Origin of the sequence: Micromonospora sp. NPDC023956, from assembly GCF_040639195.1 — a bacterium.
In the GTDB taxonomy this organism is placed as follows: domain Bacteria; phylum Actinomycetota; class Actinomycetes; order Mycobacteriales; family Micromonosporaceae; genus Micromonospora.
The window spans coordinates 205,190-230,461 of the sequence record NZ_JBEZZN010000011.1 but is presented as its reverse complement, the minus strand read 5'-3'; the positions used below and the strand labels follow the sequence as shown (position 1 = coordinate 230,461).

Here is a 25,272-nt window from a genome sequence, read left to right as displayed (position 1 = left end):
ATCAATACACTCAAAAACACTAAACCATTTTTTTTTAATGTTTTAAGCACTTGTTATATACCAAATTAACCCCGACCCCCCCCCGGGACGGATCCGTCCCGGGGGCTCGACGCACGTCACGGGCTCACCGGCCCGGTTCGACGATCTCCCCCTCGATGGCGGCGGCCGGGTCGGCGGGCGGCCGGGTCGGCGGAACCGGTTCGGTCGGCGCCCCGGCACCCCGGTACACGCGCACCCGGCGCGGACCGAACAGGTCCCCGGCGACCATCGACGACACCCGCCGCTCGGTGGCCCGCTGCACGCCCGTGCCGGCGAGGCGACGCAGCGGCGGCACCAGCAGCGCCACCCCCACCACCCCACTGACCAGGCCCGGCGCGGCCAGCAGCAACGCACCGACCAGACCGACGAGCCCGTCGGTCAACTGCCGGCCCGGCGGCTGACCCGACTCGACACCGGCCCGGAAACCCCGCCACGCGCGCATGCCCTCCCGGCGCAGCAGCAGCAGACCCACCAGCGACGCGGCGAACACCACCAGCACCGCCCAGGCGAACCCGATCGTCCGGCCGACCAGCACGAACACCGCCACCTCGGCGACCAGCCCGGCCAGCAACCCCAGCGGTACGAACCTCCACGTCCGGCGCATCACACCTCATCCGGCCTCGGCGACGCCTACCTGGTCAAGGATGCCACGGGCCGCGGTCACGGCCACCGGCCCGCGACCGGCCGCCGTCGGCCCCACCGCCGGTCCTGCAACCCCCACAGGGTGATCCGCCACAACGCCTCCAACACGATCAGCGGGCTCATCTTGCTGGACCCGCGTTCCCGCTCCACGAACGTGATCGGCACCTCCACCATCCGCGCCCCGGCCCGGTGCAGCAGCCGGGACAGCTCCACCTGGAACGAGTAGCCCCGCGAGCAGACCCGCTCCAGGTCGACGGCGTCCAGGGCCCGCAGCCGGTACACCCGGTAACCGCCGGTGGCGTCGGCGACGGGCACCCCGAGAGCCCACCGGGCGTACCAGTTCCCGCCCCGGGACAGCAGCAGCCGCCGCCACGGCCAGTTCAGGATCCGCGCGCCCCGTTCCCACCGGGACCCGATGACCACGTCGGCGTCGCGGGCGGCGTCGAGCAGCGCCGGCAGGTCCTCCGGGGCGTGCGAGCCGTCGGCGTCCATCTCCACGACCGCGTCGTAGCCGCGCCGCCGCGCCCACGCGAACCCCGCCAGGTACGCCGCGCCGAGCCCCTCCTTGCCGCCGCGGTGCAGCACGTGCACCCGGTCGTCGACGCGGGCCAGGTCGTCGGCGAGGGCCCCGGTGCCGTCGGGGCTGTTGTCGTCGGCGACCAGCACGTCCACCGCCGGCGCGTTCCGGTGGACCCGGTCGACGATCCCGGCGAGGTTGTCCGCTTCGTTGTAGGTGGGCACCACCACCAGCACCCGCCCCACCTCCGGACCTCCGGCCGTCCGGCTGGTCTGATCGCCCACCTGGACCTCCCCCGGTCACGCCGGCCCCGGTCGGGCCGGCCGTCTGCGGTTCTAGCCGGGCGGCGGCTCCGGCCGACGGCGCAGCACCGCCGCGCCGGCCAGCACGAGACCGGCGGCCACCAGCAGCCCCACCTCCGGCCACACGCCCATCCGGGTGGCCGGGGTCAGCCCGTCACCCAGGCGCATCTGCCGAACCACCACCGCACCGGTGTTGAACCCGGTCGCCCCGTCTACCCGCCCGTCGGGGGACACGAACCCGGACACCCCGACCGTGGAGGCCATCAACGCGTCCCGGCCGTGCTCGACGGCCCGCAACCGGACCATCGCCATCTGCTGCAATGCCTCGGACTCGTCGAAGGTGGCGTTGTTGGTCTGCACCACCAGCAGCTGCGCGCCACCGGTGACGGTGTCCCGGACCAGCCCGTCGTAGGCGACCTCGAAGCAGATCACGTCGCCGAGAACCGCGTCGCCGGTACGCAGCACACCCGGCCTGGCACCGGGCACGAAGTCCGCCCGGACCCGGTCGACCTGCTTGCTGACCAGGCGCGCCAGGTCCCGCATGGGCACGTACTCGGCGAACGGCACCGGATGGCGTTTGGTGTACAGCTGGTCGGTGTCGGGGCCGCTGCCGGGCCGCCACAGCAGCCCCGCGTTGCGCACCTGCCCCTCGCCGGGGCCGCGCAGCACCGCCCCGACGAGGATCGGCGCGCCGATCGCGTCGGCGGCCCGGGAGATCCGTGCCCCGGCGCCGGTGTCACGCAGCGGGTCGATGTCGCTGGAGTTCTCCGGCCACACCACCAGGTCGGGTCGGCGGGCCTGCCCGGCGGTGACCTGACCGGCCAGGTCCAGGGTCGCCTCGACGTGGTTGTCGAGCACCGCCTGCCGCTGCGCGTTGAAGTCCAACCCGAGGCGCGGCACGTTGCCCTGCACGATCGCCACGGTGACCTGCTCGCCGCCGCCACGCAGCCCCACCGGGGCGGCCAGGGCGGCGGCGACCACGGCGACCAGCCCGACGGCCGGCACCACGGCCGACGGGTGCGGACGCCGCCACGGGCGCCACAGCAGCACCACCAGCAGCCCGCCGGCGAGCGCGACGGCGAAGGTGACCAGCGGGGCTCCGCCGAGCACCGCCAGCCGCAGCAGCGGCGAGTCGCCCTGGCTGAACGCCAACCGCCCCCACGGGAACCCGCCGAACGGGGTACGGTCGCGCAGCGCCTCCTGCCCCACCCACAGCAGCCCGGTCACCGCCGGCCACGCCGCCCGGTGCCGGTCGACCAGCGGCGACGCGTAGGCGGTCGCGGCGCCGAGCAGCGCCAGGTAGGCGGCCTGGGACAGACTCAGCAGCACCCACGGCAGGTAGCCGGTGTGCAGGTTCGTCCAGGCCAGCAGCGGCGCGAACAGCGTCACCCCGGTGACGAAGCCCAGGGCCGCGCCGGCGCGGGCCCGCCGCCGGTGGGTCGCCGCGGCGAGCGCCGCCACCCCGACCGCCGCCAACGGCCACCACCCGTACGGCGGGAACGCCACCAGCAGCGCCAGCCCGGCCACCACCGCCAGCGGCACCGCCACCGGCAGGGGCAGCGGCCGCGGCGGCGACGGCGTGCCGGCGGCGGCGGGTCGTGCCTCGTCCAGCGTCGTCACCGGCACCTCACCTCGATCACACCGCCGAAGGCTACCCGCCCGCCCCGGCGTCGGTCAGGGCAGCCGGCCGGCGACCAGGACGGCGTCGTGGACGGTGACGTCCTGCCCGTCGGGGTCCACGGCGGCGCGCGGCCGGGCCTGCGCGACCCGCACCCGCCAGCGGGTCGGGTCGAGCTGGGCGGCGGCCTGCTCGGCGGTGAACATCAGGTCGGGAAAGTGCATCCGTCGGGCCGTGGTGCGCAGGTCGAGCGGATGGTGGCCGACGAGGAGCAGGGTGCCGCCGGGGGCCACCGCGTCGGCCAGCCGGGCGACCAGGTCCCGCCACTGCCCGGCGGGCAGGTGCATGAACTGCGCCGACACCAGGTCGTAGCCGCCCGCCTCGGGTGCCTCGACCCGCAGGTCCGCCTGGTCGACGGTGACCCGGTCGGCGACCCCGGCGTCGGCGGCGTGCCCGGCGGTGCGGGCCACGGCGGTGGGGGCGATGTCCACGGCGGTGACCCGCCAGCCCCGCCGGGCCAGCCACACCGTGTCGGCGCCCTCCCCGCAGCCGACGTCCAGGGCCCGCCCCGGCGGCAGGTCGGCGGCCTCGGCGACCAGCTGCGGATTCGGGTTGCCGCTCCACACCGCCGGCCGGGACCGGTAGCGGTCCTCCCAGGCGTCCTGCTCGAACATGGTCGCCAGGTCGTGCCGGTACGCCCCGACGGCGCGGGCGGTGTCCTCGGCGACCAGGTCGGCGTTGATCGCCGCGGCGGCGGTGACGCCCTGCGCGGCGGACACCACGACCGTCGCGGTGACGGCGGTCGCGTTCCCCGCCACCCACACCCCCGGCACGTCGGTGGCCCCGAACGCGTCGGCGGGAATCCGGGTGCCCATGAGCTGCCCCTCGTGGTCGACGTCGACCGGTCGCAGACCCAGCGGGGCGAGCAGGTCCGCGCGAGCGGCCAGCCGGGTCGCCACCACGAGCGCGTCGACCCGCACCGGACCCCCGTCGGCGACCCGCACCCCGGTGAGCCGGTCGTCCTCGACGACCAGGCCGGTGACCGGCCCGTCGACGACGGTGACCGCCCGCGCGGCCAGCTGCTCGGCCTGCACCGGGTCGGGCGCGTCGCCCCCGTGGCGCACCAGCAGCACCTGCGGGCTCCACTGCCGCCACAGCAGGGCCTGCCGCACCCCCGCCGGCCCGTCGGCGATCACCGCGATCCGCCGGTCACGGACCTCCCAGCCGTGGCAGTACGGGCAGTGCAGCACGTCACGTCCCCACCGCTGCGCCAGACCGGGCACGTCGGGCAGCGCGTCGACCCCGCCGGTGGCCACCAGCAGCCGCCGCGCCCACACCCCACGCCCGTCGGCGAGGTCCACCCGGAACCCGTCGTCGTCGCGGCCGACGCCGGTGGCCGTGGCGTCGACGAGGTGCCCGCCGTAGCCGGCGAGGTCGGCGCGGGCCGACGCGAGCAGCTCCGCCGGTGCGACGCCCTCCCGACCCAGGTGATTGTGCACCCCGGCGGCGGGGGCGTTACGGGGCCGGCCCGCGTCGATGACCAGCACCGACCGGCGGGAACGGGCCAGGGCCACCGCGCCGGCGAGACCCGCCGCGCCGCCCCCGATGACCACCACGTCGTACCTGTCGTCCATCGCACACCCCTGTTCGTCGTCGTCGCCCGCAACGGTGCGCCCACCCCGGCACAGGTGGCAACTATCCTTGCCGGTATGGCAAACGACGACGAGGCGACGGTACTGGCCGGGGTCGGCGCCCGGCTACGGGCCCTGCGCACCCGACGCGGCACCACCCTGACCCAACTGGCCCAGACCACCGGCATCTCCGTCAGCACCCTGTCCCGCCTGGAGTCCGGCCAGCGCCGCCCCACCCTGGAACTGCTGCTGCCGCTGGCCCGCGCCCACCAGGTGCCCCTCGACGACCTCGTCGGCGCCGCCCCCACCGCCGACCCGCGCGTACACCCCCGCCCCATCGTGCGCAACGGCATGACGTTCCTGCCGCTGACCCGCCGCCCCGGCGGCCTCCAGGCGTTCAAACAGATCATCCCGCCGCACACCCCCGCCGACCCGCAACCCAACACCCACGAGGGCTACGAGTGGCTGTACGTGCTCTCCGGCCGGATCCGGTTGCTCCTCGGCGACCACGACCTGATCCTCACCCCCGGGGAGGTCGCCGAGTTCGACACCCGACTGCCGCACGCCGTCGCCAACCCCGACCCGTACCCGGCGGAGATCCTCAACCTGTTCGGGCCGCAGGGCGAACGGCTGCACGTACGCGCCCGCCCCACCCCGCCGCACTGACCCCGGACACCAAAATCGGGGCGCGGCGGATGCCGCGCCCCGATGCTCCCAGGCCCTCCCCGGCCGGTGGGGCGAGGATCAGGCACGCCGACCTTCGGACCGACCGGACGGTGGACTGGCTGCCCCCGCCGGGCCGTTGTCTACTGGCCGTGCACCTCACCCTGCCCGTACACCGGTAACCGCGGCCGGTCCGCGCCGCCCCGCCGACCCCCGCCCGCTGGACCTGGCCGCCGCAACCCATCTGGTCACTCGGCCAGCGGACGAAGGGACGAAGCGAACAACAGCCGCTTCCCCGTAGTAGGACTCAAAGACGGTACGTGCCACCCCCCGGGCACTGTCAACCCACCCCGGCCAGTCGGCCGCCCACCACGGCGTGTCGCCCCCGGCGCGCCGCCGTACGCCGGACGTTCGCCCGACGTTCAGCCGCCACCGGCCGACCCGTCCACGACCAGATGCCGACGCAGTACCGCCCGCGCCGCCCGCGGCTGCTCACCGGCCAGCAACCCCGCCGCGGCCAGCACGTACGCGCCGTCCACCACCGCCCGCGCCGCCCGCGGCACCGCCCACCCGCCCGCGTGGTCGGCCAGCACCGCCGCCAACACCCCGGCCGCCTCCGCCGCCGGCGCATGCCGCACCACCCCACCCGAACCCACCAACAGCCGCACGTCCCGCAGATCCCGCCCCGACCGTTCCCCGGTCGCCGCGCCCCGCGCGTGCCGACGCACCGCCACCGTCGCGGCCAGGGCCGCGATCCGCCCCTCCACCGCCCGCTCCCCGGGCGTCGACGGCAGGAACCCCGGATCAGCCGCCCGGGCCGCCGCCACCGCCGCCAACTCCTGCGCACCGGCCGCGTCGAGCAACCGTTCCTCCACCGCCGCCCGCACCACCCCCGGGGCGCTCCACCGCATCCCCAGGTCCCCCTCCACGGTCCGCGCCCGCCACAGCGTCCCCGCCACCTCCCGACCCGGCCCGTCAGCCCGCTCGTCCGGCGTCAACACCGAGTACACGTCCGTGGTGGCCCCACCGACGTCCACCACCACCAGATCACCGCCGACCGTGTCGGCGAGCACCTCCACCCCCGTCAACACCGCGTCCGGCGTGGCCGCCCGCACCAGCCGCGCGAACCGCGACCCCCGCGACAGCCGCTTCCCGCCGATCACGTGCCGCAGGAACACCTCCCGGATCGCCGCCCGCGCCGACGACGGCGCCAACACCCCGATCCGCGGCAACACGTTCTCCGCCACCGTCACCGGCACCCCCGCCCCGGCCAGCAGCGCATGCAGCTCCTCGCGCACGTCGGCGTTGCCGGCCAACACCACCGGCACCCGCCACCGGGCCCGCGCCAGCCGCGCCGCGTTGTGCGTGAGGGTGTCCGCGTCCCCACCGTCGGTGCCCCCCACCAGCAGCACCACATCCGGGCGGGCCGCCCGCAACGCCGCCACGTCCGCCTTACCGAGCCGACCCGACGCCACGTGCACCACGTGCGCCCCCGCCGACAACCCCACCCGACGGCCCGCCTGCGCCGTGACGAGAGGCTCGTAGCCGACCACCGCCAACCGCAACCCACCACCGGCCGACGAACACACGTACCACGGCAGCTCCCCGTCGGCCCCGAGACCGGCGGTGGCCGCCGCCACCGCCGCGTCCAGGCCGTGCAACACGTCCGTACCCACCGTCGTCGGCGCCGCCGCCGACCCCACCAGCAACCCGCCGTCGAGGTCCACCACCGCGACCTTCGTCCACGTGGACCCGACGTCGGCACAGACCGCCAGACTCACGCCGCCGGCACGACCACCGTGCCCGTCGCCGTCACCGCCACCACCGGCTCCGCGAGAACCTCCGCCGCCGACTCACCCCGATCCGGCCGGCCCCGACACACCACCCGCGCCTCGAAGTCGATCGTCCGGCTGCGCGTCCCCACCCGGGTCACCGTCGCCGACACCTCCAGCACGTCCCCCGCCCGCATGGCGCTACGGAACTGCACATCCGAATACGAGGCGAACAACCCCTCGTCCCCATCGGTACGGATACACACCTCCGTGGCCACGTCCCCGAACAACCCCAACGCGTACGCCCCGTCCACCAGGTTCCCCGCGTAGTGCGCATGCGAGTACGGCACGTACCGGCGGTGCGTGACCGTCAACCCCACCCGCGAATCACTCATGCCCCCGCCCTCCTGTCCGTCACCAACGCGTGCACCAGAAAACTCGCCACCTCACCCGGCGTCGTGCCCCGCCCGAAGATCCGGTCCACGCCCAACTCGGCGGCCATCGACTCGTCGAACCGCGGCCCACCCACCACCAGCAGCGGACGCCGCCCCACCGGCATCGCCTCCCGGAACGCCGCCGACATCTCCCGCGTGTTGTGCAGATGCGCGTCCCGCTGCGTCACCACCTGCGACACCAGCACCGCGTCCGCCCGCTCCACCCGGGCCGCCTCCACCAACTCCGGCACACTCACCTGCGCACCCAGATTGGTGACCCGCAACTCCCGGTAGTACTCCAGACCCTTCTCCCCCGCGATGCCCTTCACGTTCAGGATCGCGTCGATGCCGACCGTGTGCGCGTCCGTACCGATACACGCCCCCACCACCGACAACTTCCGCCGCAAGCGCCGCTTCACCACCGCGTTGACCTCCCGCGCCGACAACAACGGGAAGTCCCGCTCCACCACCTGCACCGCCGAGACGTCCACCAGGTGGTTCACCCGCCCGTACACCACGAAGAAGGTGAACCCGTCACCCATCGGCTTCGCGTGCACCAGCATCGCCGGATCGATGCCCATCTTGTTCGCCAACTGGACCGCCGCACCCTCGGCCCGCTTGTCGTGCGGCACCGGCAACGTGAACGACACCTGCACCATCCCGTCACCGGTGGTGTCCCCGTACGGCCGCACGATCGTCGAGTCACTCATACCGGCTGCTCCAGGATGTCCGTCGCCGGGTTGTAGTAATCCGCCTCGTGCGCCGCCACCCCGTCCAGACCCTTACCCCGGTCCGCCGGACGCTTCATGATGCCGAACGTGCCCTCCGCGATCGCCGTCAACAACGACTGCTCACCGATACGCTCCAACAACCCCACCGCCTCGGCCAACACCCGGTGCGCCCGCTGCTGGATGAACCCACCCGACACCGGCACGAAATCCTCGTGCAGACCGCCCGCCGCACCCAACACGTACCGCACGTTCTGCAACGCGACGTCCCGGTCCGACAACCACGGCGTCACCACCGCCTCGGTCATCATCCCCACCAGCAGGATCCCCTGCCCCGTCAGCGCGCCCACCAGATTGAAGAACCCGTCCAACAGGTTCCCCCGGAACACGTCCCCGGTCATGTGCTTCGTCGGCGGCATCCACTTCAACGGCGCGTCCGGAAACAACTCCCGCGCCAACAACGCGTGCGCCAACTCCAACCGGAACGAATCCGGCAGATCCGGATTGATCTCGAACGCGTGCCCCAGCCCCAACTGCCAGTCCGCCAACCCCGCCTCGTGCGCGAAGAACTCGTTCAACAACTGCGACACCGTCACCGTGTGCGCCTCGTCCACCGCGTCCGCCGTGGTCAGGTAGTTGTCCTCACCGGTGTTGATGATGATCCCCGCCCGCGCGTGCACCTGCCGCGAGAACCGCTGGTCCACGAACGTCCGCACCGGATTGATGTCCCGGAACAGAATCCCGTACATCGAATCGTTGAGCATCATGTCCAGCCGCTCCAGACCGGCGAGCGTCGCCATCTCCGGCATGCACAGACCCGACGCGTAGTTCGTCAACCGGATGTACCGACCCAACTCCCGCGACGACTCGTCCAGCGCCGCCCGCATCAACCGGAAGTTCTCCTGCGTCGCATACGTCCCCGCGAAACCCTCCCGCGTCGCCCCCTCCGGCACGTAGTCCAACAACGACTGCCCCGTCGACCGGATCACCGCGATCACGTCCGCACCCGCCCGCGCCGCCGCCTGCGCCTGCGGAATGTCCTCGTAGATGTCCCCCGTCGCCACGATCAGATAGATCCACGGCCGCCGCACCGGATCCCCGAACCGCCCGACCAGCCGCTCCCGCTCCACCCGCCGCCGGTCGATCCGCCGCACCCCCGCCGCCACCGCCCGACGCGCCGCCCGACGCGCCGCCGTCGCCGCCTTCCCCGACGGCACCACGAACCGCACCGACCCCGCCGCCGCCTTCTGCGCCAGCAACGTCACATCCGCGATCTGCTCCCGCGCCAGGGCATCGAACACCGGCACCGCCACCCCGTGCCCCAACCCCACATCCGCCACCACCGCGTCCACCAGCCGGTTCACCCACGGGATCCCATCCGGATCCGCGCCCACCACCCCCGCCAGCCGCAACACCGCCCGCTCCACCGACACCGTCGTGTGGCTACGCGCCAACTCCACCACCGGCTGCCCGGCACACCGCGCCAACTCCCGCGCCCGCGCCACCAACCGTGGATCGAGATCAAGCTTGCCCGTCACGACGTTCCTTCCTCGAAAATCACCTCACCGCGCAACACCGTGCGCCGACACACCGGCAACGGCGTCGGATCCCCCGGCCCCCGCACCTCCGGATCGGCCGCCTGCACCACCGGCAACCCCCGGTCCACCCCCGCCGGCGTCGACCACACCGCGAACGTCGCCGGCGCACCCAACGCCAACACACCCTCGTTGTCCAGGTGCACCGCCCGCCACCCACCCCGCGTGTGCGCCGCGAACGCCGCCCGCACACTCATCCGCTGCGCCGGACTGTGATGCGCCGCCGCCGCCCGCACCGACCCCCACGGATCCAACGGCGTCACCGGCGAATCCGACCCGAACGCCAACGCCACCCCGACCGAGTGCATCGACCCCATCGGATTCGACGCCAACGACCGGTCCAACCCCAACCGCGACTCGTACATCCGCCCCGCGCCACCCCACAACCGGTCGAACGCCGGCTGCATCGACGCCACGATCCCGAACTCCACGAACCCGGCGATCAACCGCCGACTCATGATCTCCGCATGCTCCACCCGGTGCCGCGCCGCCCGCAACCGGTCCACACCCAACCGCTCCGCCGCGCCCGCGAACCCCGCCAACACCGTGCCGATCGCCGCGTCACCGATCGCGTGGAACCCACCCTGCATCCCGTGCGCCGCACAGTCCACCAGATGATCCCGCACCTGCTCCGCCGTCAGATACCCGTGCCCACACGACCCCGACGCCGAATCCCGGTACGGCTCCGACACGAACGCCGTCCGCGACCCCAACGCCCCGTCCGCGAACAGATCACCCCCGGCGCCCACCGCCCCCAACTCCCGGGCCCGCGCCGCACCACCCAACTCACCCCAGTACCCGTACACCTCCGGCACCCCGGCACCCGACAACGCCAACAGACCCGTGAAATCCTCCTCGTCGGAGATCTCCGGACCACCACACTCGTGCACCGCCGCGATCCCCAACGACGCCGCACGCGCCAACGCCACCCGCTGCGCCGCCACCCGCTGCGCCCGCGTCACCGACCCGAACGCCGCCGCCCGCACCACATGATGCGCGTCCCGACGCAGCCAACCCGACGCGTCGAACCCCGCCGCCGACACCACCTCCGGACACGCCGCCAGCATCGCCTGCGACACCAACGCCGAATGGATCGACGCCTGCGACAGATACACCCGCCGACCCCCGGCCGCCCGGTCCAGGGCCGCCGCGTCCGGCAACACCGCATCCGGCCAGGCCGACTCGTCCCAGCCGTGCCCCAACACCACCGCGTCACCCGGCAGACCCGCGGCGAACCCCGCCACCGCCGCCACCACCTCATCCGCCGACCGCGCCCCGGACAGATCCAACCCCGACAGCGCCAGACCCGTGTCCGTCGCGTGCACGTGCGCGTCCACGAACGCCGGCGTCACCAACGCCCCGTCCAGCTCCACCACCCGGTCCGCCGACGGCGCATCCGCCACCGACCCCAACCAGGCGATCCGACCGTCCCGCACCAGCAGCGCCGTCGCGCCAGGATCCGCCGGACAGTGCAACACACCACCGCGGTACAACGTCGAGGGGTTCGTCATGGGCCCTATCCTGCCGCCAGCCGCGCCGCGAACAGCCCCCGCACCCCCGGCTCCGACCGCACCAGATCCAACGCCAACTCCGCGTGACCCGGCACGTAACCGTTCCCCACCAGCATCGTCACGTCCGCGGCCAGACCCTCCGCCCCCAACGCCGCCGCCGCGAAACTCGTCGCCATCGAGAAGAACACCACCGTGCCGCCGTCCGCCGTCGCCAGGACCGCCCCGTGCTCACACCCCGGCACGTCCACGCAGACCACCGTCACGTCCGCCGGCACCCCCAACGCCGTGGTCACCGCCGACGACAACGCCACCGGATCCCGCGCGTCGGCCAACGCCACCTCCGTGGCCAGCCCCGACGCCACCAACGCGTCCCGCTCCGCCACCACCGGCACCACCCCGACCGTACGACCGGCGCCCGCCCGCCGCGCCGCCGCCAGCGACAACGAACCGCTCTTACCCGCACCCCCGACGACCGCCACCGACACCGGCCGCGGATCCCCGTCCCGCTCCCGCCGCGCCACCTGCTCGGCCACCACCCGCGCCGTCAACGCCGGCGCCCCGCACACGTCCAGCACCGCGAGGGACAACTCCGGATCAAGATCCGCCGGCAGTACCGCCGCGATCGACCGGGCGAACAGGATCGCCCACCCGTCACACGGCACCTGCTCACTGCGCCCGTCCCAGCGGGCCAGACCGTCGGTCACCACCAACGGCGTCAGCGTCAACGACACCAACGTCGCCACCCGGTCCCCCGACCGCAGCCCCAACGGCGACCGCCGCCCCGCCTCCTCGACCGTGCCGATCAACATCCCACCCGACCCGGTCACCGGATTCTGCATCTTCCCCCGCTGGGAAATGATCTCCAGCACCTCGGCGCGCACCTTCTCGCCGTCCCCACCGTGCTTCTCCGACAGCTGTCGGAAACTCGCCGCGTCCAGGTTCAGCCGCTCCACCCGGATCCGCACCTCGTTCGGCGCGATCTCCCGCGCGGCGTCCAACCGCCACGCCGCCTGCGGCAGCACCCCCGCCGGCTCCACGACGCGATGCAGACCAACCGGTGACGTCACGGCACCCCTCCCCCTGTCCAACCGCCCGAACCCCCGGCCAGGGGCTCGCGTCGCGGGAAAACTTACGGCAGACTAATTTCTCGACAGAAGATTTTCCAGTAGCCTTCGGGGTCGCAGGCAGCACGACCGCACCGAGGAGGGTTCGTGACACCGACACAACCGCTGGCGACGGCCACCCGTCCCACCCCGGTCGCGGTACCAACCGCCGGCCAGCCCTACGAATACCGCCGCACCCCACTCGTCGAGCCCGACTGGACCCGCTTCCCCGGCTGGCGCCACATCACCCGCGACCAGTGGGAATCCGCCCAGTGGCAACGCGTCAACTGCATCAAGAACATCAAGCAGCTCCGCACCGTCCTCGGCGACACCGTCGACGAGACCTTCTACGCCGACCTCACCGCCGACCAGAACGCCCTGGCCACCATGTCCATGCTGGTGCCGCCCCAGATGCTCAACACCATGGTCCCGTTCGCCCCGATGAGCACCGAGGCGTTCCTCGCCGACCCCATCCGGCGCTACATGATCCCCGTCGCCTCCGACCGACGCACCGACTGGCCGTCCCACCCCTACGCCAGCCGCGACTCCCTGCACGAACACGACATGTGGGTCGCCGAGGGACTCACCCACCGCTACCCCACCAAGGTCCTCGCCGAGCTGCTCTCCACCTGCCCGCAGTACTGCGGCCACTGCACCCGCATGGACCTCGTCGGCAACTCCACCCCCGCCGTCGACAAGCTCAAGCTCACCCTCAAGCCCGTCGACCGGTACGACGCCCACATCACCTACCTCAAGGCCCACCCCGGCGTCCGCGACGTGGTCGTCTCCGGCGGCGACGTGGCCAACGTCCCCTGGCGCAACCTCGAGTCCTACCTGATGCGCCTGCTGGAGATCGAGACCATCCGCGACATCCGGCTGGCCACCAAGGCCCTCATGGGCCTACCCCAGCACTGGCTCCAGCCCGACGTCGTCGAGGGCCTCGAACGGGTCGCCCGCACCGCCGCCCGACGGGGCGTCAACCTCGCCATCCACACCCACGTCAACCACGCCCAGTCGCTGACCCCGCTGGTCGCCAAGGCCACCCAGACCGCCCTCGACGTCGGCGTCCGCGACGTCCGCAACCAGGGCGTGCTCATGCGCGGCGTCAACGCCACCGCACCCGACCTACTCGACCTCTGCTTCGCCCTCCAGGGCGAAACCGGCATCCTGCCGTACTACTTCTACATGTGCGACATGATCCCCAACGCCGAGCACTGGCGGGTCCCGGTCTGGCACGCCCAGCAGCTCCAGCACGACATCATGGGCTACCTGCCCGGCTACGCCACCCCGCGGATCGTCTGCGACGTCCCCTTCGTCGGTAAGCGCTGGGTGCACATGCTCACCGAGTACGACCGCGAACGCGGCATCTCGTACTGGACGAAGAACTACCGCACCTCCATCGAGCAGGCCGACCTGGAGGCCCTGGACAAGCGGTACGCCTACTACGACCCGATCGACACCCTGCCCGGGTCCGGCCAGGACTGGTGGACCACCCACCGCGTCGACGACTGACCCCACCACCACACGCGAGGGGCCCCGGCAGACTGCCGGGGCCCCTCGCCGTTCGACACGTCGACCGTGTCGGTCACTTCGTGAATGTGTCCCGTACGTCCCGACCCGCGTCCTTGACGTGCTCGCCGGCCTGCCGGGCCCGCGCCTCGGTCTGCTGCGTGGTCCCCTCGGCACGTAGGCGCTCGTTGTTCGTGGCGTCGCCGATGCGTTCCTTCGCGGCACCGGTCAGCTCGTCGGCCTTGTTCTTTGCCTTGTCGGTGAAGCTCATGTCCACCACTCCCTCCGGCTGCTCCGGCCTCTCGTCGGGCCTGTTCGTTTACTTGCCCGGTGCCGGTGTCGGGAAACATCGCGGTGGGCGGTGCCACACCGCGTAAGGCATCCTAGGAAGATAGGTTGAGAGCGGGAGTCCGCCCGGGATGGTTGACTGGCCGGATGGGAGAGATTCTGCTGGTCCGGCACGGCGAGACCGCCTGGAGCGCCAGCCGCCGGCACACCTCGTCCACCGACCTGGAGTTGACGCCCGACGGCGAACGCCAGGCCGCCACCCTGCGGGACCGGCTCGCCGGACGCCGTTTCGGCACCGTACTGGCCAGCCCCCGTCGGCGGGCGCTCCGCACCGCCGAACTCGCCGGCCTCGCCGTCGACCACGTCGACGACGACCTGACCGAGTGGCACTACGGCGCCTACGAGGGCCGCACCACCGCCCAGATCCGCGCCGAACGCCCGGACTGGGTCATCTGGCAGGACGGCTGCCCCGACGGCGAGTCACCCGAACAGGTCGGGGCACGCCTCGACCGGGTACTCGCCCGGGTCACTCCCCTGCTCGACTCCGGCGACGTCGCCCTGGTCGGCCATGCCCACGCCCTGCGGGTGCTCGGCGCCCGGTGGATCGGGCTGCCCCCCGCCGGCGGCAGCCGACTGCGTCTCGACACCGCCAGCGTCAGCATCCTCGGCCACGAGCACGGGCGGCCGGTCATCCTGACCTGGAACGCACGCTGAGAACGACTGCTCCCCGCCCGGTGCCTACCGGCCGATCCGCGGCGACCGCTTCTCGTACGGGGTGGAGAGCACCACCGTCGTCCGGGTGGTGACGTTCGCCGCGGTGCGGATCTCCTGCAACAGGCGCTCCAGGTCGGCCGGACCGGCCACCCGCACCAGGAGCAGGTAGAAGTCCTCCCCCGCCACCGAGTAGCACGAGTCGATCTCCGGCAGGTGGGCCAGCCGTTCCGGGGCGTCGTCCGGCTGGGACGGGTCGAACGGGCGGATCGCCACGAACGCGGTCAACGGCAGGTCCAACGCCTCGAACGACACCTGCGCGGCGTACCCCTTGATCACACCGCGCTGCTCCAGCCGCCGCACCCGCTGGTGCACGGCGGACACCGACAACCCCACCCGTTCGGCCAGTTCGGTGTACGACAACCGACCGTCGACGGTCAGCGCGGCGACGATGGCCCGATCGGTCTCCTCCACGCTGGCAACCTACCGGGAAAACCCTCTCCCGGCGACGACGTCCCACCGGAGCGTCCCGCGCGTCACACCCGGCGCGCGGGACGCCACAGTGGACGGCCCGGTCAGCCCTTGGCCAGGGCGCGGGAGATCACCAGCCGCTGGATCTGGTTGGTGCCCTCCACGATCTGGAGCACCTTGGCCTCCCGCATGAACCGCTCCACCGGGTGGTCGGCGACGTACCCCGAACCACCGAGCACCTGGACCGCGTCGGTGGTCACCCGCATCGCCACGTCCGTGGCGAACAGCTTCGCCTTGGCCGCCTCGATCGAGTACGGCCGGCCGGCGTCGCGCAGCCGGGCCGCCGCCAGGGTCAGCGCCCGCGCCGCCGAGATCTGGGTGGCCAGGTCCGCCAGGAGGAAACCCAGCCCCTGGAAATCGACGATCGCCCGGCCGAACTGCTGACGCTCGCGGGCGTAGGCGACCGCGTAGTCCAGTGCCCCCTGGGCCAGCCCCACCGCGCAGGCCGCGATGCCCAGCCGGCCCGAATCCAGGGCGGACATCGCGATGGTGAACCCGCTGCCCTCCCCGCCGACCAGCCGGTCCGCCGGCACCCGGGCGTCGTCGAAGGCGATCTGCGCCACCGGCGAGGAGCGCAGCCCCATGGTCTTCTCGACGGCCTGCGGCGTGAGCCCCGGGGTGCCCGCGTCGGCCAGCACGCAGGAGATGCCCTTCGCGCCCGGCCCGCCGGTGCGGCAGAAGACGTTGTAGAAGTCGGCGCTGTGCGCGTGGGTGATCCACGCCTTGGTGCCGGAGAGGACGTAGTCGGCGCCGTCGCGGACCGCCCGGGTGGTCAGCGACGCCGCGTCCGACCCGCCCTGCGGCTCGGAGAGGCAGTACGCGCCGAGCAGCTCCCCGCCGAGCATGTCGGGCAGCCGCTTGCGCAGCTCGTCGCTGCCGTACTGGGCGACCGGGAAGCAGGCCAGGGTGTGCACGCTGACCGCCTCGGCCACCGCGAGCCAGCGGCTGGCCAGGATCTCCAGCACCTGGAGGTAGACCTCGTACGGCTGGGCGGCCCCGCCGTGCTCCTCGGGGTAGGGCAGCCCGAGCAGACCCGCTCGGCCGAGGGTGCGCAGCACCTCCCGGGGGAACTCGGCGCGCGCCTCGAAGTCGGCGGCCCGGGGCGCGAGTTCCCGGTCGGCGAGTTCGGTGGCGAGCGCCAGCAGGTCGTGGGCCTCGTCGCTGGGCAGGATCCGGTCGACAGTCATCGTGCGGTGCGCTCCGTGGGGGTGGTGGTGAGCGGGGACGCGCCACCCGGCGGGCGGGCGCGCGGGTCGCGGACCAGCGTGAGCAGGCCCGACCCGTGCGGAGCCGGGACGCGGCGCGCGGTGGACCGCCGGTTCGGCGGCTGTCCCTCGCGCGTGCCCACGCCGCCAGCTTAACGGTCGTTCGGGCCGCTCGGCTCGGTCGGTCGGTCGGCCGACCCCGGCACGGTGGCCGCCGGATCCGGCCCCTCCCCCGACCCGCCGGCCGCCGGCTCCCCGCCCGTCGGTGGCGGCTCGGCGTACGCGCGGGCGAGGGTGGCCCGGTCGAAGATCCGCCAGGTCGACGCGGTGACCAGCACCGCCACCACGAACCCGACCCAGTACGGCGCGGTCAGCCCGAACCGCGCGGCGAGCACCCCGCCGAGCAGCGCGCCGACACAGTTGCCCCCGGCCGCGACGAACAGGTTCGCGCTGCCCACCCGACCCAGCAGGTCCGGCGGGGTCAGCCGCTGGCGCAGCGAGTTGGCGACGATGTTCCACAGCGCGCCGTGCACCCCGAACACCGCGAACGCCGCACCGACGAGGTGCGCGTCGGAGGAGACGGCGAGCACCAGGTGTAGCGCCACCTCGGTGAGCAGGCCGATCCGGATGGTCCAGGTCGCGCCGACCGCCGCGATGAGCCGGTCGCCGACCAGCGCGCCGGCCAGGCTGCCCACGGCCATGCAGGTGAGCAGGACGCCGTAGCCGACCGAGCCGAGGCCGAGCCGGTCCCGTGCGACGAGGACCAGCAGCGCGAACGCGGCGGTGAGGGTGACGTTGAGCAGCCCGATCAGCACCGCCATGGTGCGCAGCAGCCGGTGCGCGGCCAGCCAGCGCAGCCCCTCGACCAGGTCGGCCCGGACCGACCGGGTGCCGACGCTGGCGGGCGTCGGGCGGAAGGTACCGGCGATCCCGGCCAGCAGCACCGCGCCCGCCGCGTACGTGGCCGCGTTGACCAGGAACGGCGCGCTCGCCGACAGCACGAACAGCAGCCCGCCGAGCGGACTGGCGATCATCCCCTGGGCCACCGTCGTACCACCGGAGAGCCAGCCGTTCGCCCGTTCGAGGCGGTCCCGGGGCACCACCGCCGGGACCATCGCCTGACTCGCCGAACGGACGACGATCTCGCCGGTGTTCAGCAGGAACAGCACGGTGTAGAGCAGGGTCACCGTCACCAGGCCGGCGACGACGCAGAGGCCGAGCAGCACCAGGGCGCCCACCCGCAGCCAGTCGACGACGATCATCAACCGCCGCCGGTCGACCCGGTCGACGAGGACCCCGCCCGGCAGCGCGAACAGCAGCCAGGGCAGCCACGCGACCGCGAACGCCCCGGACACCACCACCGGGTCGTCGGTGAGCGAGGCCACCAGCAGTGGAGCGGCGACCGTGCTCAGTCCACTGCCGAGCGCCGAAGTGGTCGCCGCCGCCCACAACCGGCCGAACCGTCCATCGAGTCGTTCCCCCACCCCGTACGTCACTGCGGGACGCTAGCAACGGGGACCGAGGGCCAGCCACAGCTTTTCCGGAGTCGCCACGGCGACGGCACGGAGGACGGTGCGGACCGCAGGTTGCCACCGGGCAACCTGCGGTCCGGCAGAGCGGACGCTGGAACCGGCCGCCTCGGCAAGCTCCTCCTGGGTCGGCTTCCGCTCCAGGCGGAGGGTCCTGAGCAGACCTCCGAAACTGGTCACGCTGCACCTGACTCGTGGGCATGCTCCCCCAACCACCCAGCGCGCCACCTACGTGACGCACGTCGATGCGCACACCTACGTGACAGGCAGCGGGCAGCTACACACAGACTGCGAGCATTGCCATGGGAGTCGTGACGCGTCATCGGAGTCCGGCACTCGGTGACGAGGAGCTTGTGGTGGCGTCTTACCTCCGCTGACCGGCTGGCTCCTTGTCGTCTGTGGCTCGGGTCGCCCATGCCGCCCACAGGCGGGCATAGCTCCCGCCCGCCTCGACCAGTTCGGCGTGCGGACCGCTCTCCACGATCTCGCCGTGTTCCATCACGATGATGTGGTCGGCGGGCACGGCCTGGGTGAGGCGGTGGGCGACGACCAGCGCAGTTCGTCCCTCCAGTGCCGCGGCAGCCGCCTGTTCGAGGTCGCGCGCGCCCGCGCTGCCGGCTTCGGCGGTCGCCTCGTCCAGCACCACGACCGCCGGGTCGAGCAGCACCACCCGGGCGAGCGCCAACTGCTGCGCCTGCGCCGGGGTCAGGGGGTGGCCGCCATCGCCGACCACGGTGTCCAGGCCGTCGGGGAGGTTGATCGCCCACTCCAGGGCGCCGACGCGGGCCAGGGCAGCGGTGAGGTCGTCCGGCGAGGCTTGTGGCCTGGCCATCCGCAGGTCCTCGCGGAGCGGACCGGCGAACACGTGGGTTTCCTGGCTGACCATGGCGATCGTGCGGGCGGGCAGCTCGGTGACGGGAACACCGCCGAGAGTGGCGTGGCCGTGTCCGGGCCGTAGGACGCCGGCGGCGAGCGATGCGACGGTGGTCTTCCCGGCGCCGGTGGAGCCGACCAGCGCGACATGGTGCCCCGGCTCGATTCGCAGGGAGACGTCACGCAGGACGGGTGTGACCCCGTCGTAGCTGAAGCTGACGCCGGTCAGGACGAGGTCGTGCGCTGACGCCGTGGTGACGCCTGCGCGGCGTTCGGTGTCCATGCGGAGGACACCGACGAGGCGGGCGAGGCTGGCTCCGGCGTCCTGGGCCTTGTCGAAGGTGACCATCAGCTGGAGGATCGGGCCGAACAGGCGGTGCAGCAGCAGCGCGGCTGCGGAGACCTCGCCGAGGGTGACAGCTTCCTGGCGTACGAGGAGGAATCCCACCGCCAGCACCGAGCCGAGCGCGGCCAGCTCTGCCCCGTTGATGCGTCCCACGAACCGGGTGTAGAGGGCGAACACGCTCATCGAGATGTCTCGGGCGCGTGCGGAGGCGCCGGCGATGCCGGCGAGGTGTCGATCCTCCAACCGGTAGGCGTGCACGGTGCGGATGCCCTGCACGCTCTCGACGAACTGCTGGGAGCGATGAGCGATGGCGACCCGTTCAGCCGCGTAGGCGGGAGCGGCCCGGGGGAGGTACCAGCGTGCTCCCAGCACGTAGAGCGGAACGGCGCCCGCGCCGGCCAGCCCGAGCCGCCAGTCGATGCCGAGGATCGCGGTGAGGCTGATCGCCGCCAGGAGCAGCGCGGAGATCATGGTGGGTAGTACGTCGGAGACGGCCCTGTCGATGGCGCTGATGTCCGCGCCGACCCGCGAGATCAGGTCGCCCCGGCCCGCCCGGTCGAGCACCGCCACGGGCAGGCGCAGCGCGGTGTCCACGGCGCGTTCGCGCAGGTTGGCGAGGATCCGTGCGCCCAGCCGGCGGACGAAGTGGGCACCGGCGCCGGTGGCCAGGCCGCCGACGACCGCGGCGATCACGATGGTCACGGCGATCGGCACGAGGGCTGTGGTGCCGCCGCCGGCCTGGATGCGGTCGACCAGCAGGCCGAGGGCGTAGGCGGGAACGATCGAGGTGCCGGCGGCGAGCAGTCCGACGAGCAGCGTGATGCCGGTGGCCCGTTTGCGGGCTCGCAGTTCGGCGCCGAGCCAGGCTCTGCTCTCGCGTGGGCTGGCCACGGGCAGGATCGGGTTGGTCATCGCAGCACCGCCCGGCGGTATCTGTCGTCGTGCGTGACGAGTTCGGCGTGTGAACCCTCGGCGGTGACACTGCCATCTCCGATGAACACGACCCGGTCGGCGGCGGCGAGCAACGCTGGGCTGCTGGTGATGATGACGGTGCCGTAGCACGCGTCCGGTCCGTGCCGCAGCGCGCGGATGCCGTCGGCCATGGCCTGCTCGGTGACCGCGTCGACGGCGGTGGTCGGATCGTGCAGGACCAGCAGCGGTGGTCTGGCGAGCAACGCGCGGGCGAGTGCGATGCGCTGGCGCTGGCCGCCGGACAGGTTCGCGCCGCGTTCGGTGACCGGCATGTGCAGACCGTCCGGGTGCAGGTGGGCCACCTCGTCGGCGGCAGCGGCGCGCAGGGCTTCGGCGAGTCGTCCGGTGTGGTCGTCGTGGATGGCGATGTTCGAGATGAGGGTGCCGGTGAACAGGTCGGTGCGGTGCGGTTCGGTGTGCAGCAGGCGGCGCGCCCGGCCACGGTCCACGGTGTCCAGCCGTCCTCCGCCGAGCAGGATGTCGCCCTCGTAGGAGTCGGGGACCGCCAGGACGCACGCCAGTGCTTCGGCGTCCGCCGGGCGGTCGGCCACGACGCCGACGAACTCACCGGGGCGGACGTGCAGGTCGAGGCCGGTCAGTGAACCGTAGGTGACGTCGGTCAGGCGTAGGTCGTGCTCGGTGCCGCCGGGTGTGGCGGTGGGCGGCGGCAGTGTCACCCCGGCCTGGGTGACGGCGGCCACCCGGTCGGCTGCGGCGCGCGCCGCGGCGGTCCAGCTGGGTACGACCGAGAGGACGCCGAACGGCTCGATCAGGAACTGTGCGGAGCCGATGACCGTGATGAACTGGCCGACAGTGATGCGGCCGGTCAGCGCGAACCAGCCCGCCGTGATCGCGATGCCGCCGGTGAGCAGGGCGCTGAGGGTGGTGGCCGCGCTCAGGTAGCCGTTCTGGGTTCGGGAGGCGCGCAGTGTGGCCGTCAGGGAGTGGCGGCTCACCTGGCGGTAGCGTTCGGCGCCGGTGTCCTGGGCGCCGATGCCGCGCAGGGGGCGCAGGCCGGTCACCAGGTCCGTGGCGAGGGCGGTGGCCCTGCCGGCCTGGTCCTGCTGTTCCTTGACGCGCCTGGCGATGAGCGGTGCGGTGAGGTTGAGGACTGTCAGCACGATCGGGATGGCGACCAGCACGGTCAGTCCGAGCGGTGCCGAGATCAGCAGCAGTGTGACCGCGCTGACCGTGACCGCCACCAGCGCACTGGTGATCCGGGGGATGTGGTCGAGCAGGTAGGAGGTGTAGTCGGCGTCCGTGGTCGAGATGGCGAGCAGGTCGCCGGTGGGTCGGTCGGTCCGGAGCACGCGTGGGTCCAGGACCTTCGCCGCCACCTCCACCCGCAGCTGGTGGCCTTCCTCGGCGATGGCCCGTTGCAGGTGTCGAGCGCCGTAACGGTACGTGACGATCAGGACGAGGTAGACCAGCGCCAGGACCGTGATCCAGATGAGTAGCGCGCTCGGTTCGCCGGTGGCGACGGCCCGGTCCACGACGAGCCCGATGAGGACCGGCACCAGGGCTGCGCAGAGCTGGTAGACGCTGGCCAATGCCGTTCCGGTCCAGAGGCGTCGCCCGTTGCGGGCGACCGCCCGGCGGAGGAGAGCGGTTCCGGGACTGGACTTGCTCACTTCCTCGTACCCCCTTGTGACCTGCACCGGAACGTGAAGCACCTTACGGGCCCGGTTAGGAAAGGCTTACCTTACGACGCGAGTTGGAGTACTTCACCATGCGCCTCTCCCGGACCACCCCGGTCTCGCCGGCGGCGTTGCTCGTCGCGCAGGTGGCCGTGAACGTCGGCGCGTTGCTGCTCGCCTGCGGCCTGGCCTGGCTCGTGGCGGCGACCGTGTTCGACGTCCCGCCGCCCGGTAACGCGGTCGGCTTGGTGCTGGCGTTCACGCTCGGGGCGGGCGCGATGTGCGCCGTCGCGCTGCTCGTGGCGGCGGTCACGCCGAGCGCCCGGGCCTCGTCAGGGGTCGGCCAGCTGATCTACTTTCCGATGTTCTTCGCCGGGGTGTGGACGCCCGGACCGCAGATGCCGGACATGGTGAGGAAGATCGCCGACTTCACGCCGTGGGGGGCCGCGTCCCTGGCCGTGCAGGACGCCTGGGCGGGCTCGTGGCCCACGCTGCTGCACCTGGCCGTGATGGTGGCGTTCACCGTGGTGCTGGGTGGGTTCGCGGCCCGTCACTTCCGCTGGGAGTGATCCGCCGTCGGAGGTCAGGCGGGCGCAGCGACGTCCCCGACCCCACCGATGGTCGGGGAAGGCGGGTCGAGCACCACCGCGGCGGGAACTCACGGCCTCCAGTGGGAGGAGACATGGCCGCCAGCAGGGACGTCTACGTTTCCGATGCCTGGTCTCGCCTGTTGCCTGCCGGAACGGCACCGCGGGATGTTCGGTGCCGGACGTGATCGACCAGGTCTGGTACTCGGGGTCGTTGGTAGGGGTGTCAGGCTTCTGAGTCGTCGTGGTTCTGTCAGCCGTCGCACCCGTTGGATCCGCTGATGATCGAACCGCCGCTGGTCACTCGCTCGTCGTCACGGTCCGGCTTCCCGGCACGACACCGTAAGACCATCGCAGAACGGGCCACCGAGCGGGTCCGCGAGCCGGCCAGCACGGCGCGATCAACGAATTCTGGGTACGGGTACGGATGGCAGACCCGGCCGCCCACCACCAGACTGTTGGTCATGCGTGTGCGGATGACGATCGTCCTCGCCGTGGTCGGGCTGAGCGGGCTGCTGACCACTGGCTGCTCCTACCGGGAGAACATCTGCGGTGATGGTGAGTACCCGGTGATCGCGGTCGGCGGCCAGGGCGGCAGCGCCTGCATCCCGGACGACGAGGAGCCGACCGCCCCGTACACCCGCTATCCGGCGGGCAAGGTCCCGAAGCACGTCGACGACGAGTGGGACGTCTACTGGCGCACCCACGGCATCGACGCGAACGGCGCCATCGTCGAAACCTCGTAGCCGGTCAGGACGCGGGCGGCATCCCCCTCGCCGCGACCCTGACCTCAGGTAACCGCCACACAGATCTACGCCGACCGGGGCTACGACTACGACTGCTACCGCCGCGAGCCACGGGCATCACCCCGTCATCGTCCGTCGCGGCGTCGGACACGGCTCCGGCCTCGGCACCCGACGGTGGGTCGTCGAGCAGACCATCACCCTGCTGCCCTGGTTCCGCCGCCTACGCATCCGCTGGGAGAGCCGCGACGACATCCACGAAGCCTTCCTCGCCCTCGCCATCATCTGCTGGCGCCGACTCCAACGCTCACAGGGTCAGGAGTTGTCAGCACTCCAGCCGAGACAGTTCCCGCAGCGGCTTGGGTGGGGGCGAGGCGTACACGGAAGGGGCACCCGCCCGCCAGGCAGGTGCCCCGTCGCGAACATCCGGGTCCAGTGACTACCGGAAGGTGACGTCACTTCTGTTGACCTTGCAGTTGGCGTCGTTCCAGCCCTCACCGAGGTAGCTGGGTTCGCTGCCCTTGGGCACACCCTTGTACTTGCCGCAGATGGTGGCTGAGCCGATGACGACCACGCGAGTGATCGTCGCGGTGTCGTTCCAGTTGCTGTTGATGCCGGCGAGCATGTCGATGTCGTCGACGAGGACGTTGTCGATGCGCACGTGGCGGGTGTGCGAGGTGGTGCAGTTGCCGCAGCCGCGGTACAGCTTGCCGGAGCCCTTGAGGTAGAAGCCGGAGATGCTGAGCGTGCCGTTGCCGTTGTGCTGGAAGGTCTTGTCGCTGCCGTTGCGCGCGCCGCCACCGATGACGTAGGAGGTACCGCCGTTGGTCTGCTTGAAGGTGGCGGCGTCCTCGCCGATGTCGTTCCACCACACGTTGCGCAGCGTGCAGGTGCCCTCGCAGTGCACGCCGTCACCGGCGGGTGAACCGAGGATGACGTTCTGCAGCGTGCCACCGTTGGCGATCTTGAACATCGGGTCCTGCGACTCGCCCTGCCCACCGTCACCGATGCAGCAGTAGGTCTTCATCCCGCCGTCGAAGGTGCCGGTGACGCTGACCGTGCCCGAGATGCTCACCGAGCCGGCCGACGACGGCCACGCGCCAGTCGGCGTGCCTGGATTGCCGGTCGGGCTGGGCGTCGGACTGCTGGTGGGGCTAGAGGTCGGACTGCTGGTGGGGCTACCGGTCGGGCCGGGGGTCGGGGTCGACCCGCCGCTGGAGTACGTCTCGAACTCGGCGATCCGCGGGGTGCCGGACCCGCTGGTGATGACGAAGGAGATCTTCTTCAGCGACGTCGAGGAGAAGTTGATGGTGCTCGGGGCGCTGCTGCCGCTGGCCAGGACGGAGCCCGTGTCGTGGTTCTTGAGCTGCCAGCCGCTGATCGCGCCGCCGCCCGAGGCCTGCACGATGACGGCCGAGGACACCGTCGTGGCGCTGCCCCACTTGACCGAGACCGTGCCGGTCGAGCCGCTCGGCGACCAGTAGGTGCTGGCGTTGCCGTCTATGACGTTGCCGAAGCTGGTACCACTGGCCTTGCTGGAGCCGTCGGCACCGGCGCCGAGGCTCAGGTTCGTGGCGGCCGAGGCGTTGGGAACCTGCAGCGCCAGCGCGGCGACGGCACCTGCGACCACAGTGGCACCGCCGGCCAGCCACCGCGTGGCGACTTTGCGTCTCATCCGATTTCACCTTTCGAGTATGAGCATCTTGCACGGGAAAGCGCTTTCCGGCAACCATAGAGACTGGCCGATGATGAGGCAAGGGTCACAGACGATCTATCCGTTTTATCC

23 protein-coding genes are annotated in these 25,272 nt (G+C 72.3%); 5 read left to right on the top strand and 18 right to left on the bottom strand.

The features are described 5' to 3' along the window. Positions 1-124 precede the first annotated feature (124 nt). The 4 genes from AB0F58_RS21890 to AB0F58_RS21875 are packed head-to-tail and all read right to left on the bottom strand — an operon-like array spanning position 125 to position 4,752. The gene (locus AB0F58_RS21890; RefSeq protein ID WP_357145773.1) at positions 125-643 is read right to left on the bottom strand and encodes an FxsA family protein; all 519 of its coding nucleotides are present in this window, start codon (positions 641-643) and stop codon (positions 125-127) included. A 56-nt stretch (positions 644-699) separates the two neighbouring features. Next, positions 700-1,482, bottom strand: a complete 783-nt coding sequence (locus AB0F58_RS21885) for a polyprenol monophosphomannose synthase (RefSeq protein WP_357145771.1) — start codon at positions 1,480-1,482, stop codon at positions 700-702. Between the two features lie 51 nt (positions 1,483-1,533). Further along, positions 1,534-3,126, bottom strand: a complete 1,593-nt coding sequence (gene lnt, locus AB0F58_RS21880) for an apolipoprotein N-acyltransferase (RefSeq protein WP_357145769.1) — start codon at positions 3,124-3,126, stop codon at positions 1,534-1,536. Between the two features lie 48 nt (positions 3,127-3,174). Beyond that, entirely contained in the window at positions 3,175-4,752 is a 1,578-nt protein-coding gene (locus tag AB0F58_RS21875; RefSeq protein ID WP_357145765.1) for a bifunctional NAD(P)/FAD-dependent oxidoreductase/class I SAM-dependent methyltransferase, read from the bottom strand. A 75-nt stretch (positions 4,753-4,827) separates the two neighbouring features. Between AB0F58_RS21875 and AB0F58_RS21870 the strand changes: the two genes are divergently transcribed. Continuing rightward, positions 4,828-5,415, top strand: a complete 588-nt coding sequence (locus tag AB0F58_RS21870) for an XRE family transcriptional regulator (protein WP_357145762.1) — start codon at positions 4,828-4,830, stop codon at positions 5,413-5,415. A gap of 419 nt (positions 5,416-5,834) precedes the next feature. Here the strand turns inward: AB0F58_RS21870 and AB0F58_RS21865 are convergent, their stop codons facing one another. Genes AB0F58_RS21865 through AB0F58_RS21840 form a run of 6 tightly spaced genes read right to left on the bottom strand, consistent with a single transcriptional unit; the run spans position 5,835 to position 12,519 of the window. Then, the gene (locus AB0F58_RS21865; protein WP_357145759.1) at positions 5,835-7,193 is read right to left on the bottom strand and encodes a glutamate mutase L; all 1,359 of its coding nucleotides are present in this window, start codon (positions 7,191-7,193) and stop codon (positions 5,835-5,837) included. Then, the gene (locus AB0F58_RS21860) at positions 7,190-7,579 is read right to left on the bottom strand and encodes a hotdog domain-containing protein (protein WP_357145756.1); all 390 of its coding nucleotides are present in this window, start codon (positions 7,577-7,579) and stop codon (positions 7,190-7,192) included. Before AB0F58_RS21860 ends, AB0F58_RS21865 begins: the two co-directional genes overlap by 4 nt. Next, the gene (locus AB0F58_RS21855) at positions 7,576-8,328 is read right to left on the bottom strand and encodes an OAM dimerization domain-containing protein (RefSeq protein WP_357145752.1); all 753 of its coding nucleotides are present in this window, start codon (positions 8,326-8,328) and stop codon (positions 7,576-7,578) included. The genes AB0F58_RS21860 and AB0F58_RS21855 overlap by 4 nt, the downstream gene beginning before the upstream one ends. Further along, positions 8,325-9,884 carry a lysine 5,6-aminomutase subunit alpha gene (locus tag AB0F58_RS21850; protein WP_357145748.1) on the bottom strand — a complete coding sequence of 520 codons (1,560 nt, stop codon included), beginning with the start codon at positions 9,882-9,884 and terminating at the stop codon, positions 8,325-8,327. The genes AB0F58_RS21855 and AB0F58_RS21850 overlap by 4 nt, the downstream gene beginning before the upstream one ends. Continuing rightward, on the bottom strand, positions 9,881-11,452 hold the full coding sequence (locus AB0F58_RS21845; protein ID WP_357145745.1) for an amidohydrolase: 1,572 nt from the start codon (positions 11,450-11,452) through the stop codon (positions 9,881-9,883). Before AB0F58_RS21845 ends, AB0F58_RS21850 begins: the two co-directional genes overlap by 4 nt. A 5-nt stretch (positions 11,453-11,457) precedes the next feature. Beyond that, on the bottom strand, positions 11,458-12,519 hold the full coding sequence (locus AB0F58_RS21840; protein ID WP_357145742.1) for a zinc-binding alcohol dehydrogenase: 1,062 nt from the start codon (positions 12,517-12,519) through the stop codon (positions 11,458-11,460). 144 nt (positions 12,520-12,663) lie between these two features. Here AB0F58_RS21840 and AB0F58_RS21835 point away from each other — a divergent pair, with 144 nt between their 5' ends. Continuing rightward, positions 12,664-14,067: a lysine 2,3-aminomutase gene (locus AB0F58_RS21835; RefSeq protein ID WP_357145739.1), complete on the top strand. Its 1,404-nt coding sequence runs from the start codon at positions 12,664-12,666 to the stop codon at positions 14,065-14,067. A 73-nt stretch (positions 14,068-14,140) separates the two neighbouring features. Here the strand turns inward: AB0F58_RS21835 and AB0F58_RS21830 are convergent, their stop codons facing one another. Then, entirely contained in the window at positions 14,141-14,335 is a 195-nt protein-coding gene (locus AB0F58_RS21830; RefSeq protein ID WP_357145736.1) for a CsbD family protein, read from the bottom strand. A 164-nt stretch (positions 14,336-14,499) separates the two neighbouring features. Between AB0F58_RS21830 and AB0F58_RS21825 the strand changes: the two genes are divergently transcribed. Next, positions 14,500-15,066, top strand: coding sequence for a histidine phosphatase family protein (locus tag AB0F58_RS21825; RefSeq protein ID WP_357145733.1), 567 nt, complete (start codon positions 14,500-14,502; stop codon positions 15,064-15,066). Positions 15,067-15,090: 24 nt separating this feature from the next. Here the strand turns inward: AB0F58_RS21825 and AB0F58_RS21820 are convergent, their stop codons facing one another. The 6 genes from AB0F58_RS21820 to AB0F58_RS21795 all read right to left on the bottom strand — a co-directional run bounded on the left by AB0F58_RS21820 (position 15,091) and on the right by AB0F58_RS21795 (position 22,150). Further along, the gene (locus AB0F58_RS21820; RefSeq protein ID WP_357145730.1) at positions 15,091-15,537 is read right to left on the bottom strand and encodes an Lrp/AsnC family transcriptional regulator; all 447 of its coding nucleotides are present in this window, start codon (positions 15,535-15,537) and stop codon (positions 15,091-15,093) included. A 101-nt stretch (positions 15,538-15,638) separates the two neighbouring features. After that, positions 15,639-16,781 carry an acyl-CoA dehydrogenase family protein gene (locus tag AB0F58_RS21815; protein ID WP_357145727.1) on the bottom strand — a complete coding sequence of 381 codons (1,143 nt, stop codon included), beginning with the start codon at positions 16,779-16,781 and terminating at the stop codon, positions 15,639-15,641. After that, positions 16,778-16,942: a hypothetical protein gene (locus AB0F58_RS21810; RefSeq protein ID WP_357145724.1), complete on the bottom strand. Its 165-nt coding sequence runs from the start codon at positions 16,940-16,942 to the stop codon at positions 16,778-16,780. Before AB0F58_RS21810 ends, AB0F58_RS21815 begins: the two co-directional genes overlap by 4 nt. Before the next feature lie 9 nt (positions 16,943-16,951). Next, the gene (locus AB0F58_RS21805; protein ID WP_357145721.1) at positions 16,952-18,295 is read right to left on the bottom strand and encodes an MFS transporter; all 1,344 of its coding nucleotides are present in this window, start codon (positions 18,293-18,295) and stop codon (positions 16,952-16,954) included. A 397-nt stretch (positions 18,296-18,692) separates the two neighbouring features. Beyond that, complete coding sequence (locus tag AB0F58_RS21800) at positions 18,693-20,459, bottom strand: ABC transporter ATP-binding protein (RefSeq protein WP_357145718.1); 1,767 nt, start codon at positions 20,457-20,459, stop codon at positions 18,693-18,695. Next, the gene (locus AB0F58_RS21795; RefSeq protein WP_357145716.1) at positions 20,456-22,150 is read right to left on the bottom strand and encodes an ABC transporter ATP-binding protein; all 1,695 of its coding nucleotides are present in this window, start codon (positions 22,148-22,150) and stop codon (positions 20,456-20,458) included. The genes AB0F58_RS21800 and AB0F58_RS21795 overlap by 4 nt, the downstream gene beginning before the upstream one ends. Positions 22,151-22,233: 83 nt before the next feature. On the opposite strand from AB0F58_RS21795, the gene AB0F58_RS21790 reads away from it, so the two are divergent. Then, positions 22,234-22,725 carry an ABC transporter permease gene (locus tag AB0F58_RS21790; protein ID WP_357145713.1) on the top strand — a complete coding sequence of 164 codons (492 nt, stop codon included), beginning with the start codon at positions 22,234-22,236 and terminating at the stop codon, positions 22,723-22,725. Positions 22,726-23,207: 482 nt separating this feature from the next. Beyond that, positions 23,208-23,489 carry a hypothetical protein gene (locus tag AB0F58_RS21785; protein WP_357145710.1) on the top strand — a complete coding sequence of 94 codons (282 nt, stop codon included), beginning with the start codon at positions 23,208-23,210 and terminating at the stop codon, positions 23,487-23,489. Positions 23,490-23,925: 436 nt separating this feature from the next. Here the strand turns inward: AB0F58_RS21785 and AB0F58_RS21780 are convergent, their stop codons facing one another. Further along, a complete protein-coding gene (locus tag AB0F58_RS21780; protein ID WP_357145707.1) occupies positions 23,926-25,161 on the bottom strand; it encodes a pectate lyase in 1,236 nt (411 codons plus the stop codon). Between the last annotated feature and the right edge of the window lie 111 nt (positions 25,162-25,272).